Here is a 13,008-nt window from a genome sequence, read left to right as displayed (position 1 = left end):
CACTGAGAGCCACAGGATAGGGCTACCAGTGAGAGGTCATCGATATGGTCGTTTCGCGCCTAGACTTTCTCTCGACGCAAACGCAGGGAGTTCATTACCACCGACAATGAGGACGCGCTCATTGCAAAAGCGGCAAAGATAGGTCCTATCAGGATGCCAAAGAATGGGTAGAGCACACCAGCAGCCACCGGCACACCCGCACCGTTGTAGACCAAGGCAAAAAACAGGTTCTGCTTGATATTTCGCATCGTCGCCTGGGACAACCGTCTGGCGCGGACAATGCCATCGAGGTTACCCTTAACCAAGGTAAAGCCCGCGCTCTCAATGGCGACATCCGCGCCGGTTCCCATTGCAATACCAACATCGGCCTGGGCCAGGGCGGGTGCGTCATTCACGCCGTCCCCCGCCATCGCTACCTTGCGCCCCTGGCTCTGAAGTTCGCGAATGATGCTGGCCTTGTCCTCTGGCAGCACATCGGCACGAATCTCATCGATACCGAGTTTACCCGCCACCGCCTTTGCCGTGCGCTCATTGTCGCCAGTTGCCATAATTATGCGGAAGCCAGCGGCGTGGAGGGCCTTGAGCGCAGCGGGTGTCGTTTCCTTGACCGGGTCGGCTACGCTGACAAGGCCTGCAACGGCGCCCTCAAGCACCACAAACATGACCGTTTCGCCTTCATCGCGTCTGCTATTGGCAACCTCCATCAGATGGCCACCGTCCAAGCCCAGCTCTTCCAGTAGTTTGGCATTGCCCAAAGCCACTGGTTTGCCATCCACAACGCCCTTAACACCCTTGCCAGTAACGGCTTCAAAGTCATCGGCCTTTCCAAGCATTACGTTACGTGCCTCGGCGCCGGAAACGATCGCTTCAGCTAGCGGATGTTCTGACCCTTTCTCCAGTGTGGCCGCAAGCCTGAGGACCTCGGTCTCGTCATGATCCGATTCCGGCAGCACCGCCACTAGTCTGGGCTTACCTTCGGTCAAGGTACCAGTTTTATCCACAATCAAGGTGTCCACCTTGGCGAAACGCTCCAGGGCTTCGGCGTTCTTGATCAGCACACCCAACTGGGCGCCTCGCCCTGTCGCCGTCATGATTGACATGGGCGTAGCCAACCCCAATGCGCAAGGGCAGGCAATGATAAGAACCGCTACCGCAGACACGAGCGCATACGACAAAGCTGGCGCCGGTCCCCAGATGGCCCACGCCACAAAGGACAGGGCGGCTATGGCAATAACCGCCGGTACGAACTTGCCGGCCACCATATCGGCAAACTTCTGGATAGGCGCGCGGCTACGCTGGGCGTTGGCAACCATTTCGACAATCTGACTGAGCGTAGTATCCGCACCAACCCGGGTCGCCTCCATAACCAGGCTTCCGGTACCGTTGATGGTGGCCCCGGTGACCTTGTCTCCTTCCACCTTCTCTACCGGAACTGGCTCCCCGGAAATCATCGACTCATCAATGGAAGAGCGACCTTCAACAACCACGCCGTCAACGGGCACCTTATCACCGGGCCGAACACGCAGGTGATCACCGACCTTCACATCCTCCAGAGCGACTTCTTCCTCGGTTCCATCGGGCCGGATCAGGCGCGCCGATTTCGCGGCCATGTCCAGCAACGCACGTATGGCTTTACCTGTGCCCTCACGGGCCCTCAGCTCCATCACCTGGCCCAGCAGAACCAGCGTGACGATAACGGCTGCCGCCTCAAAATAAACGCCGACGTTTCCTTCAGAATCCCGGAAGCCTTCCGGGAAGATCCCTGGCACAAGGACCGCTACGATGCTGAAGATATAGGCTGCCCCAACTCCCATGCCGATCAGGCTGAACATATTCAGGTTCATTGTCCGAAACGAGATGTAACCGCGAGCAAAGAAGGGCCAGCCGGACCATAGGATTACAGGAGTAGCAAGCACCAGTTCAATCCAGAGTGACAAACGCTCACCGAAGAAGTCGCGAACCGCCATGACACCGATATAGGGAGTCATGGTCAAAATCAGCAAGGGCACTGAAAATGCCAGGGCAACCCAGAGCCGATGAGAAAAGTCCACCAACTCCGGGTTGGGCCCCTCATCTTCCGCGGTGGCCGATTCCTGCTCCAGTCCCATACCGCACAGAGGACATGCCCCGGGCTTTGTCTGTCGGACTTGAGGGTGCATGGGACAAGTGTAAACCACCCCCGAATACCCGGGTGGTACACGGTCATATGTTCGATCGTCGCCTGACGGTTTTTCATGATCTCCAGAACAATGGTGAGAGTGATCTGAATGAGAACTCACTTTATTGTTTTCCAGAGGCACAAGGTGCATCCCGCATTTCGGGCAATTCCCAGGCTCATCAGATATGACCTCCGGATGCATCGGGCAGGTATACTGGCCCTCCGACTCCTTCCCAGCACTATCTTTGATAGCAGAACTATTTTCTTTGGCAGACATCTTCCGATCATCCTTTCGATGGTTTCATACCATTCGAGCCTCTCAAGGTTCGACCTGGTCATAAGCAATGTAGTTGCCCTCTACTGCACCCCATTCCACTACACCCGGCTGAACTGAACCTGAAAAGCACTTCTGCGCTTTGCATTTTTTTGATCACCATCAACTTTTCGGTAAAGCCATTGCCCTGAGGTACACGTCAAACCGGACTTTCAGCTGAAATTCAGTCTTTGTCTATAATCTGGTCACTTAAGCAACATAACAGTTCGCTCGCCCCTTTTCAGAAGCTGGAGATACAAAAGATGGTCGGTCAGAGAATTATTCGCGTCGCGGTCAACGGTTATGGCGTTATCGGCAAACGGGTAGCGCAAGCCGTTGCGGTACAAAAAGACATGGCTGTGGCTGGCGTAGCTGATGTCGCGCAGGACTGGCGAGTGAGAGCAGCGCTGAGTAGAGGGTATGCCCTGTACGGCGCGACTGAAGAGCACGCCGTTGCCATGGGCGCAGCCGGGCTTGATGTTTCCGGCACACTGGATGACTTACTTGAAGCTGCGGATATCGTCGTGGACTGCACACCGAAACGTCTGGCCAGCAAGAATATCGAAATCTACCGGCGGCTTGGCATCAAGTACATCGTTCATGGCGGCGAGACACATGAAAGCACGGGCCATTCATTCGTTGCCGAGGCCAATTACGCGAGTGCTGTCGGCCGTGACGGCACGCGCGTTGTATCGTGCAACACAACGTCGATCATTCGTACCTTGTCAGCGCTCAAACGCCACGGCTTGCTGGACCGGGCACGGGGAACCCTTCTGCGCCGGGCCACCGATCCCTGGGAGAGCCATCAGGGCGGGATCATGAACACCCTCGTGCCAGAGCCGGAGATTCCCAGTCACCAGGGCCCGGATGCCCAAAGTGTCGACCCGGACCTGGATGTGGTAACCATGGCGGTCAAGGTTCCGGAGACACTGGCCCACCTGCACTACTGGTCCGTTCAACTGACACGTGAGGCGAGCAAGGACGAAGTGCTCGACGCGTTTCGCACTTCCTCCCGCATCGCCCTTATCCGGATCAGTGACGGGCTCAGCGCGATCAACAGCGTCAAGGAGTTGATGGCCGACCTTGGCCGGCCTCACGACAGCCTGTATGAAGTCGCGCTTTGGGAAGACATGCTCAAAGTGCAGGGCAATGAGCTGTTTTATGCCTATATGGTCGACAACCAGGCGATTGTTGTTCCGGAAACCATCGATGCCATACGCGCACTGACCGGGGCCGAACCCGATGCGGAAACGTCGATCAGAGACACCAACGACAGCCTGGGTATCGGCTCTTTGGGGTTATAGATATGGACGGCAACCCCGGCGACGCCGCCTGTGAACCCGAGGGCGGGGCCGTGAAGGGTGTGTTCAGGCTGTTCGGTGAGGGAGACGAACTCTATGCGGAGATGATTCGCTCGGTCCGTACCGCCAGCCAGCGTATCTTTCTTGCTTCGTATATCCTGGCGGCGGACGAGGTGGGGGCTGAGCTGCTCGATGAACTGATGAAGCAGTCCCGCCACGGCCTCGACGTGCGAATTCACGTTGATGCGCTGGGCTCAAGTGGCGTCCTTACGCGGCTGCACCGGCGCCAGCTCAGGGCCGCCGGCGTCCGTCTACAGCGCTTTCACCGCTGGAGCTGGCGGCAACCGATGCGTTACAACCGTCGCGACCATCGCAAGCTGCTGGTCATTGACGGCAAAACAGCGTATCTCGGCGGCTTCAACATTCATCGCGAAGGCTCGAGGCGCTATTACGGCCCAAAGCGTTGGCGCGACGTGCATGTGTGCTTCGAGGGGCCTCTGGCGGCGGAGGCTGACGCTCTGTTTGACGCCTTCTGGTGCGGTCACCCTGACTGGAGCCCACAGAGTCATGCCATCGGTGACAGCCGGGTCACTCCCAATACCACACGCGCCTGCCGCATCCAGCTGCGGTGCTCCATCAAAGACCAACTGGCCGGAGCATCCGACAAAATCTGGCTGGCGACGCCCTATTTCGTACCGGACCGGGGATTACGCAAACAACTTGCTCTCGCGGCCCGCCGGGGAGTCGATGTGCGGATCCTGACCACCGAAAAGACCGACTCGACCCCCGCACAATGGGCTGCCCGCGCCATTTACGGGGAACTGCTGGAACACGGCGTTCGCATATTCGAGTACACACCCCGGCTATTGCATTCCAAAGTACTGCTCGTTGACGATGCCTGGGGCAGCATAGGGACCGCGAACTTCGACTACAGAAGTTTGTTTATTAATTATGAACTGACGCTGATTTCCACAAACGAAGCCTTGAATGGCCAGTTAAGAAACGAGTTCGTAACTGACTTGCAGGATGCCAGTGAAATCACTGGCATCGCCTGGAAACACCGCGGCTTCATAAAAGCCGTGTATGACACGCTTGGCCTGTTGCTACGCAAGTGGCTTTGACGTGGGCCGACTTAGATCGGGGCTCAACTTGCCTGGTATGCCGAACCAGGGGCCCAGCCACCCGGTGCGGCAATGATTAAGGACGCAGCGAGTGCTTTGGTGCGAGTCGAGTCATACCGCCTTGATAATCTCCGACAGCCTATCTCTCACCTCACCCGCAATATGCTTGAGTTGCTCATTATCGATCGCTGTCATGGATAACACGGGATCAACCGCACTGACTTCAACGCCCTCCGGGGTCTCGCGCAGGATGACATTGCACGGCAACATAGCGCCTACCCGGGGTTCCACGCCAATCGCTTCCCAGGCCATGGCCGGATTGCAGGCACCGAGAATTCGGTAGGCGGGCATGTCCTTGTCCAGTTTCTTTTTCATGGTGGCCTTGACGTCTATCTCCGTCAAAACCCCGAATCCCTGATCGGCCAGGGCCTTACGGGTTCGCTCATCCACGGTCTCGAAATCCACATTCTGAATTACGCGATTCATTGTGTAAGACATATACATCTCCTTTTCTTTGGGTAAACCGAGTAAGGCCTACAGTAGCCAGCCCTTCAATATCAACACCTAACCTTTTCAGAACCCATAGCGCACCCCCAGATACAGGTTATTGTTGTCCTGAAACTGACCGAAGAAGGTTTCCTCCCGGGCGCCGAAAAACAGGTTCCCGCCGGCTTCAACAGAGAGATGATCATCAACCTGATAGCCCACCCGGGGGCGCAGGTACGCGTCCCGGTCCGAGGGCGAGTAGAACAGGAACAACGACCACTCCAGATTCTGGCTGTGTGTCAGCCATGTCAGCCGCTGGGTGAGGACGTGGCGATTCTCGTCCCGCACCGGGGCACCAGGGGGCAAGGCCCGCCGGTAGGCCTCAAACTCGCCCATGCGCTCAAGGTAGTATTGCAGGCCCAGGGTCAGGTTACGGGCAATTTCCTGCTCATAGCCGAGCAGCAGGCGCAGCTCGCTGTTGCGCACCGTGGGATCGTCGCCATCGCGGTCGGCGCGGGAATCGTAATAGCCCAGCTCGACGTTGCCGATGCCGGCCCCCAACGGCCCGCGCAGGCTGGCGCCGAGCACCGACAGCGGAGGAAACCTGGCCCGACCGCTGGCCGGATCAGCCCCGGCCGGGCTCTTCCAGAAGCCGTCGTAGCCGTAGAGCGCGACCTCGTAGGCGCCAAGGTTACGGTACAGCCGGGCGGCCCACTCGTCGTCTTCGAACGCGTCCGCCGGGCGGTCCGCCAGTACAACCGCATTGCGCCCGGTCAGCCGCCCTTGCCCTGTGTTGAAGAAAGAGAGACGGCGGCCGTCGATGAAGCGATCAGCGTCAAACCGGGGGGTGTAGACAAGGTCAAGATTGGCCCAGCTGGAAAAAGCCGAGACCTTCAGCGCGTCCGAGGGCGCCTTGAGGTACTCCACATCGCGGCCGATAAAAAACGAGACCCAGTCCTTGGGAAACAGATCGTTGATGAACACCAGGTCGCCGGTTCCCCAGGTTAGTATCTGGCGCCCCAGCTTGACATCGGTGTCCGCGCTCGGCGAAAACACCAGGCTGGCCTCGCGCAGGTCGAACGCGCCCTCACCCGATTCCAGGTCCACCGACCGATCATCGTCCAGGTCGTCATAGAGAAAATCGCCGGTAAGGCGCAACGTTGCTCCCCGGAAATACTTCTCCGCCTCGAGCTGCAACCGGGTTTCGGCGATGGAGAGATCGCGCTGGCGGGGATCATCGCCCAGCCGGGTTCCGCCGCGGGCCTCCCAGAAGCCGCGCAGACGAAATGGCAGCGCCGCCGCAGCCGGTCGGTCGGTGGTCTGTTCTGCCCCGGCCTCACCCCCGAGGCCTGCCGGCAGGGCCGGTTCTGCGGTATCACTGGCTGGCGCGCCCAGCCCCTCCGGCAGCTCGGGCGCGGCCGCCCATAGCGCCCCGGGCGCCACACCGAGACCGATACCCGCCAGCAACATGCCCCAGAGCAGGCTTCTGGTGTTCATCCACGCCCTCCTGCCCTCAGTGCACCGGTGGTCACTGCAAGTACTCCTTTGGCGCCCGGCGCAGGTAGCGCTCCGAGAAGACGTCTTCCGGCAGGCCCAGGTCATAGTCAATGCCAGTGTAGGTCAGCTCCGTGGTGCCGCCGCTGCGCAGGTTCTCCATCCTCGCCTTGACGACCGTGGGGTAACCCTGCACCTTCTCCACCGCCAGCGCGGTGTAACGCCGGTAGAGGTTGCCACTGTCGTCGACATACTCGGTGCGAACCGGTAGGAACGACTGCTTGTGGATATAGATATCGTAGTAGGCGAACTCAACCTCCCCGGGCCTCTTGGGTTTGTTGCGCACTACGTAGTAGTTATCCGTGGTTTCAATCAGCTCATGGCTGTCGGCATCAATACTGCGCCCGGAGATATCCTCGTAAAAGAAATCCGAGCCGACGAAGCTGGTGCGTTTGTCGGAAGCGGCAATTCGCTTAACCAAATCCAGCGCCGGCAGGTACAGCCAACGGTCGTCGTCCCGGTCCTGGTGTTTCCACACCAGCAGCGTCATCTGGCTCACATCCGCCGGTCGTCGGAAATAGACATAGTACTTCTGCTCGCCGAGGTAGGCGCCCCCCTCAACGGCATCTGTCTCCGGACCGTCTCTCCGCAAAATGGTAAGTTCGCGACTGCGGGTACGCCCCTGGCTATCCGTGATGGTCATAGCGACCCTGGCGCGGCCATCACGCCCCTGAAAGTAGGAGACCATATTGGCACGGTTGACAATACGCTCCACCGAGGGCGCAGCGCCGGCATCCTGGGCCAGGGCAATGGGCGTGATGCCCAGCGCGATCACCACCAGGGTCAGCTTTTGGAACAGGGTAACAGGCCAGTATCTACTCATTGCACGCCTTCCTCTTGATTTTGCGGATTCGGGACGGCCCTGCGGGCACCGGGAAACAGCCATCGTTGCAGCAGGGTTACCAGTGCCGGCAGGATCAGCAGTGTGCTCAGGCCGGCGGTCAACAGAATGGCCGCGATAAATACCCCCACCGTCTGGTAGGGCACGAGCGGTGCGGCCAGCAGCGGCAGGAAACCAACGCCAAGCACGATGGCGTTGCGGGTTATCGCCCGTGCCGGCTCGCCGAACATCGGCGCCACCGAGCGACGCCAGGAGCCTGTCTCAGCCTGGGTGGCGCGGGCGCGGGCCAGGAAGTGGATGGCGTAGTCCACGGCGAGTCCCAGACTCAGGGCGCTCAGCACGGCGACCGGCATATCGTAGTTCTTGCCGATGATACCGATCAGACCATAGATGGCCCCGATGGTCACGGTCAGGGGAATCATGCACAGCAGTCCCCAGAGCAGCGAGCGGAACAATAAGGCCATCAGCAGGAGCACGACCACGAAACTGCCGAACAGGGCCATGGCCATGCCGCTGACCATTTTTTCCTGCCAGACCACATTGATGTAGTTAAGACCAAACCAGCGTGCCTGGATCGACGCAGGCGGAGGGTTGGCCGCGATGAAGTCGTCGAGCGCCTGAACCACCCGGCTCATATCCCGGTTGTCGCCACTGGTAAGCTGAACCCAGATGCTGGCACGGCGGTAGTCGGGTGTGACGAAATGCCAGAGATCCTGGGGGCGGTGGCCACTCTGGTAGGTGAGCAGGGTCTGTGCAACCGCCGCCGGACTGTCCGGAATGCGAAAGGCTCCGTCATCGCCGCCCAGCAGTTCGCGGTGGACGGTTTTGACCAGATCGGCGACGGAGTTGGACTTGCCGACCACGCCGGTCTCGCCCAGCCGCTGCTGCAACCTGGCGATGTAGCGCAGGACTTCGGGGCGTTTGAAGATCTGGTTGTCCTGGGCCGCGTTATCCCCCTCCGGAACCAGCGCCAGATAGGCCATGTAGGTGCCGCCGAAATGTTCGTTGAGCACCCGGTCTGCCACCCGGATGGGGTGCTCGGGCTCGAACCACTTGACCGGGTTATCGTTGATGCGGATCAGGCTGATGCCATAACCGGCGGCCACCACCACGACCATGGTAACCACCAGCACCGCCCTGGCGTGGCTGACCACGCCCTCGCCGAGGCGACGCAGCCAGCGCCCCATGACCGTATCCTGGTCCGGGTCCCCGGCGGCGTGCCCGAAGCCGGTGAGCCGCCGCTCCGGCATCAGCATGATGTAAGCAGGAATGAAGGTCACCGTGCACAACCAGGCCAGGAACACACCAATCGCGATAAAGATGCCGAACACCTGAACGGGCGGGATCGGGGTGAGTGCCAGTGACGCAAACCCGGCCATCGTCGTCAGGGTGGTGAACAGCATCGGTTTGAACAGTATCCCCATAACCTCCCGGATGGCCCGGTGGCGGTCACGATGCAGGGGATAGCGGTCGAAGAATTCCGAGAGGATATGCACCGCGTCCAGCACCGCAATGGGCATGATGAATACGGGGATCATCGAGCTCATGATGTGGACGGTGCTGCCGCTGATCACCAGCAGCGCCATGGTGCTCGCGGCCGCCACCATGGCCACGATCATCGCCGAGGTAATGAGCCGGACGTGGCGGAAGAACCACCACATCACCAGGAAGATGACCAGCATTGCCAGTGGCGCCGAGATCGCCATCTGATAGAACATCTGCACACCGAACGTGTCCTCCGCCACGGGCAGCCCGGTGATGTAGACCTGATCGCCGGTATCCTTCCAGCCAGCGACTTTGTCAAGCAGGGCTTCGCGGACCCGGTAACTCATGTCCTTGCTGGTCAGCGGCAGGTAAAGGGCGACTGCCTTACCATCGGCGCTGACCAGGGTATTGTCGAACAGCGGAATGCGTTGCGCCCGCTCAAGAATAGCGAGCGCCTGGTTGCGGGTATCCGGCGGCTCTGGCATGAGCCAGCTGAAACGAACCGAGCCGACCCCCTCTTGCTCAATGTTGTCGACCCGCGAGAGCGCGAGCATATCCTCCTCGACCACGCCCTCCTGCCGGCCCGGGTTGTCCGGATCGGGCCACCTGAGCGTACTGGCATACTCCGTCAGCTCATAGATGCGCCGCAGCGAACCGACATTGAATACCCCGTCAGGGTTGCTTTCGTTGACCACACCCACCACGACCATGTCATAAAGCGAGAATTGCTCCTTCATGTCGTCGTGGAAAACGCGCACGGGTTCGTCGGAAGAGAGCATGTTCTCGGGGTCGGTATCGATGGTCAGCGGATTAAGCAGACCGAACCGCTCGGGCCAGACGCTTGGCAGCGCCGCCAGCGCCACCAGCGCCAGCGTGGCAACCACCATGGCCCAAACGGTCAGTCGAGGACGGTCAGTGGCGAACTGTAGCCACGAACTCTCGGTGTTTTCAGACATTTACAGTGCCTCCGTGCGTCAATCGAAGGCGGCGCCGGGCTTCTTGCCCAGGGCCTTGAGGATCTTCGCCAGAGGGCAGAATCCGCTGAAGGCAGCCTGCAGCATGTTGGCGCCCACAAACGCGGTGAACCACAGCCAGTGAGGCGAGTGGAGCTGGGAGAGAGCCAGACTTACAAGAATGAAAGATCCTGCGAAGGCGAGTACAAGGCGGTCGATAGACATATGCCCCTCCTGTTATAGTAGCGCGTTCCGGCACTTTCAGCAGATTGCGCACTGCGCTGGCTGCACTGAAAGCACCCGTACACAATACCTGGCATGGCCACGTGCCGGACCATGGAGAGCCGGGGCCTGCCAGACGACGACGGGCAACACTTGACTACCTGGCCAAGAGCAGCCGATCATCTGAACCAAGCCTAACATGTTCACGATTGCAGAGCTATGAATGTATGAATAAAAATCAGATGTCGGAAGCGGCGGATCAGGCCACCAATCTGCTAAAGGCCCTCTCCGGGCGGAGCCGGCTGATGATCCTCTGCCAACTGGTCGACGGCGAGCAGGCGGTGAGCGAACTTGCGGATGCACTGGAGATGCGCCAGGCGGCCGTCTCCCAGCAACTCGCCCTGCTGCGCAAGGACGGCCTGGTATCTGCGCGCCGCGAAGCGCGGACCATACACTACTCCCTGGCGGGAGAGGAGGCGCGCCGGATCATAGAAGTTCTGTATGAGCTGTTCTGCGATAACGACGCATGCTAAGAAGTAGGGCAACAAGGAGTTTCGAGTTGCCCTACTTCAACTACTAATTGCTGGCAAAGGCCTGGCGCATGTATTGAACGATGGCTCCCGCCTGCTCCTTGGTCAATGAGCTGATGCCACCCTTGGCGGGCATCGCCATGGATGAGCCGGGGCTCTTGAAGCCCTCCATGATATTGGTAACCAATACATCGTCACTCTTGGTCAGCCGGCCATCGCTCTTTGTGAAGTCAGGAACGCCGGGCAGCTTGCCCTTTCCGTCTGCGCCATGGCAGGCAACGCAGGTGGAGTTATAGAGCTTTTCGCCGGCTTCCACGCTGTCCGCCTGAGCCGCGGCTCCGCCTGAGTAGGCAAAGCTCCCGGCGACCAGGCTGGCGATCAGAAAAGATGATCGTTTCATTTATTCTCCCCCTTATTATCTGCCGGATCATTGGCTTTCTGGAGGAAGGTCAGGATATCCCTTGTTTCCTGCCCGGTTAAGCCCGCTCGGATTCGCATGTGAAGCACGGTTGGCTCCCAGACGTCGTCACGGAACTCGGCCGGGTCGCGCATGTTATGGCACCGTGCGCAGTTGTCAGCCCATGACTGGGCGCCCCGGACGAACGCCATGGGGTCGTCGGCGTCCTGGGCAGCGGCTGAACCTGCGCCACCGATGAAAAGCGCGGCCATTAGTGCAGCGTTACTGATGAGGTTGCGGTTCATTAGTTTCATGTTAATACCCTCTTAAAAGCCGTAAGCCAACTGAATGTTGAAGCGCTCGTCATCGTCGATAGCGTTGTCGTCGTAATCGTCCACGGTGTAGGCCGCCTTGATGATAACGTTGTTTGCGAACAGGTAATTCACCCCAACGGACCACTGGGAGCGGTTTCCATCGGCATTCGGGGTGTCCAGGTCACCTATGCGGGCAACACCTTCCCACTTGGTATCCGGCAGCCGGTAGGCCGCCTGCGCATACCAGGCTGTAAAGTCAAGTTCCCCGGTCACCTCACCATCAGCAATTGTGCTGCCGGCTTCGCTTCCCACGGTCTGCTGGATGAATTCACCGCGCAGCTGCAGGGTGTCAAGGTTGTAAACGGCGTCCGCACCCAGAACGGTGTAGTCACGGTCCGGCTCTCCCGCCGCCAGCTCAGACACTGCGTGCCCCTCGGCCACGCCGACCTTGCCCAGGGCGCCGGACAGGCCCAGCTCCAGGGCGGGCACTGGCAGGAAGCCTATGCGGCCACCGTAGACAAAATTGCCATCGGCATTCGAGCTCGGGCGTCAGGGTGCGATGCTTCAGAAGGTCAAGCGACTGGTTCATCTGATTACTACGCAATTCATCCGGGTTCCCCAGGCGAATACGAAGCGCCGGGTTGGCCTTTACAAGGGCAACAAACTGCCGATCAATCGCAACCATGGGCGACTCTGATACCGCCGTTTGCAACCAGACCGGTTCGGGCACAGTTTGCAGCTTGACGTCACGACAGCTCAGCGGATGATCCTTTTCCGCAGGCCGATCGTCTGCCCGGTGAGTTGCCAGCACGTCGCGGGCGCCGTGAATCTCGATCTCGGGCACAAACAAACGGGCAATGGATTCGTTAAAGTGCCTGCGCGAGACCTCATCAAATCTCGGTATTGCCGGAAGCGGGGTACCATGCGCCGCGTTTGAGCCAGCACCATAGAAACCATAGCCTTTGACCGTCTCGGCAATCAGATAGGGGAGCTTTACAGGGTACCTCATGTGGCCGGCGCTGACCTGTTCGCTGCACGCCTGAAGCCTCGATTCGGCCTCGAAGATGCCCCAGATAAAGGCCGCAGGATCGCGGCCATCAATGAGTATGGGGTAAAAACCATTGAGCTCCAGGTGCTGCCGGAACCAGTCCGTGCCTCCTTGCAGAAAGATGGTTGACCGTTGATCAATGCGGCGCCCGTTAGCAATCATCACCGGGGTCACCAGGCCACAGTCCTCGGCTCGCCACCAGCGGCTTGCCCAGTCGCTGCCCCGCTGCTCCTCAAATGCCCCATCACTGAGAAACGCGACCAGACGCTCCCCCGGCAGCGGCAT

At 59.6% G+C, this 13,008-nt stretch carries 12 protein-coding genes and 1 pseudogene; 3 read left to right on the top strand and 10 right to left on the bottom strand.

The genetic code is table 11. From position 1 onward, the window contains the following. Positions 1 to 59 precede the first annotated feature (59 nt). Positions 60 to 2,360, bottom strand: coding sequence for a copper-transporting P-type ATPase (locus BM035_RS17775; RefSeq protein ID WP_302848266.1), 2,301 nt, complete (start codon positions 2,358 to 2,360; stop codon positions 60 to 62). 374 nt (positions 2,361 to 2,734) lie between these two features. Between BM035_RS17775 and BM035_RS17770 the strand changes: the two genes are divergently transcribed. Together BM035_RS17770 and BM035_RS17765 are read left to right on the top strand one after the other, a co-directional pair. Then, on the top strand, positions 2,735 to 3,775 hold the full coding sequence (locus tag BM035_RS17770) for a type II glyceraldehyde-3-phosphate dehydrogenase (RefSeq protein ID WP_092033469.1): 1,041 nt from the start codon (positions 2,735 to 2,737) through the stop codon (positions 3,773 to 3,775). Positions 3,776 to 3,777: 2 nt separating this feature from the next. Beyond that, positions 3,778 to 4,893: a phospholipase D-like domain-containing protein gene (locus BM035_RS17765; protein ID WP_092033466.1), complete on the top strand. Its 1,116-nt coding sequence runs from the start codon at positions 3,778 to 3,780 to the stop codon at positions 4,891 to 4,893. Between the two features lie 111 nt (positions 4,894 to 5,004). Here the strand turns inward: BM035_RS17765 and BM035_RS17760 are convergent, their stop codons facing one another. From BM035_RS17760 to BM035_RS17740, 5 genes are all read right to left on the bottom strand, one after another. Further along, complete coding sequence (locus BM035_RS17760; protein ID WP_092033463.1) at positions 5,005 to 5,391, bottom strand: DUF302 domain-containing protein; 387 nt, start codon at positions 5,389 to 5,391, stop codon at positions 5,005 to 5,007. A 75-nt stretch (positions 5,392 to 5,466) separates the two neighbouring features. Beyond that, on the bottom strand, positions 5,467 to 6,876 hold the full coding sequence (locus BM035_RS17755) for a hypothetical protein (RefSeq protein WP_092033460.1): 1,410 nt from the start codon (positions 6,874 to 6,876) through the stop codon (positions 5,467 to 5,469). 31 nt (positions 6,877 to 6,907) lie between these two features. Next, complete coding sequence (locus tag BM035_RS17750; protein WP_092033458.1) at positions 6,908 to 7,756, bottom strand: outer membrane lipoprotein-sorting protein; 849 nt, start codon at positions 7,754 to 7,756, stop codon at positions 6,908 to 6,910. Then, on the bottom strand, positions 7,753 to 10,215 hold the full coding sequence (locus BM035_RS17745; RefSeq protein ID WP_092033455.1) for an efflux RND transporter permease subunit: 2,463 nt from the start codon (positions 10,213 to 10,215) through the stop codon (positions 7,753 to 7,755). The genes BM035_RS17750 and BM035_RS17745 overlap by 4 nt, the downstream gene beginning before the upstream one ends. Positions 10,216 to 10,233: 18 nt before the next feature. Continuing rightward, positions 10,234 to 10,437: a YgaP family membrane protein gene (locus tag BM035_RS17740; RefSeq protein ID WP_008170013.1), complete on the bottom strand. Its 204-nt coding sequence runs from the start codon at positions 10,435 to 10,437 to the stop codon at positions 10,234 to 10,236. A gap of 224 nt (positions 10,438 to 10,661) precedes the next feature. On the opposite strand from BM035_RS17740, the gene BM035_RS17735 reads away from it, so the two are divergent. After that, entirely contained in the window at positions 10,662 to 10,967 is a 306-nt protein-coding gene (locus BM035_RS17735; RefSeq protein ID WP_008170014.1) for an ArsR/SmtB family transcription factor, read from the top strand. Positions 10,968 to 11,010: 43 nt separating this feature from the next. Here the strand turns inward: BM035_RS17735 and BM035_RS17730 are convergent, their stop codons facing one another. The 4 genes and pseudogenes from BM035_RS17730 to BM035_RS23005 all read right to left on the bottom strand — a co-directional run. Further along, positions 11,011 to 11,364: a c-type cytochrome gene (locus BM035_RS17730; RefSeq protein WP_092033452.1), complete on the bottom strand. Its 354-nt coding sequence runs from the start codon at positions 11,362 to 11,364 to the stop codon at positions 11,011 to 11,013. Then, entirely contained in the window at positions 11,361 to 11,675 is a 315-nt protein-coding gene (locus BM035_RS17725) for a cytochrome c, class I (protein ID WP_092033450.1), read from the bottom strand. The genes BM035_RS17730 and BM035_RS17725 overlap by 4 nt, the downstream gene beginning before the upstream one ends. Positions 11,676 to 11,687: 12 nt before the next feature. Then, positions 11,688 to 12,098: a porin gene (locus BM035_RS17720; protein ID WP_254775533.1), complete on the bottom strand. Its 411-nt coding sequence runs from the start codon at positions 12,096 to 12,098 to the stop codon at positions 11,688 to 11,690. Continuing rightward, positions 12,091 to 13,008 (bottom strand): annotated as a pseudogene (locus BM035_RS23005) (hypothetical protein); the annotation flags it as partial. The pseudogene BM035_RS23005 and the gene BM035_RS17720, both read right to left, overlap by 8 nt.

It is taken from the genome of Marinobacter sp. DSM 26671 (genome assembly GCF_900112835.1).
GTDB lineage: Bacteria > Pseudomonadota > Gammaproteobacteria > Pseudomonadales > Oleiphilaceae > Marinobacter > Marinobacter flavimaris.
Note: the sequence above shows the minus strand (reverse complement) of the source record. Positions and strands in the feature narration are given on the sequence as shown.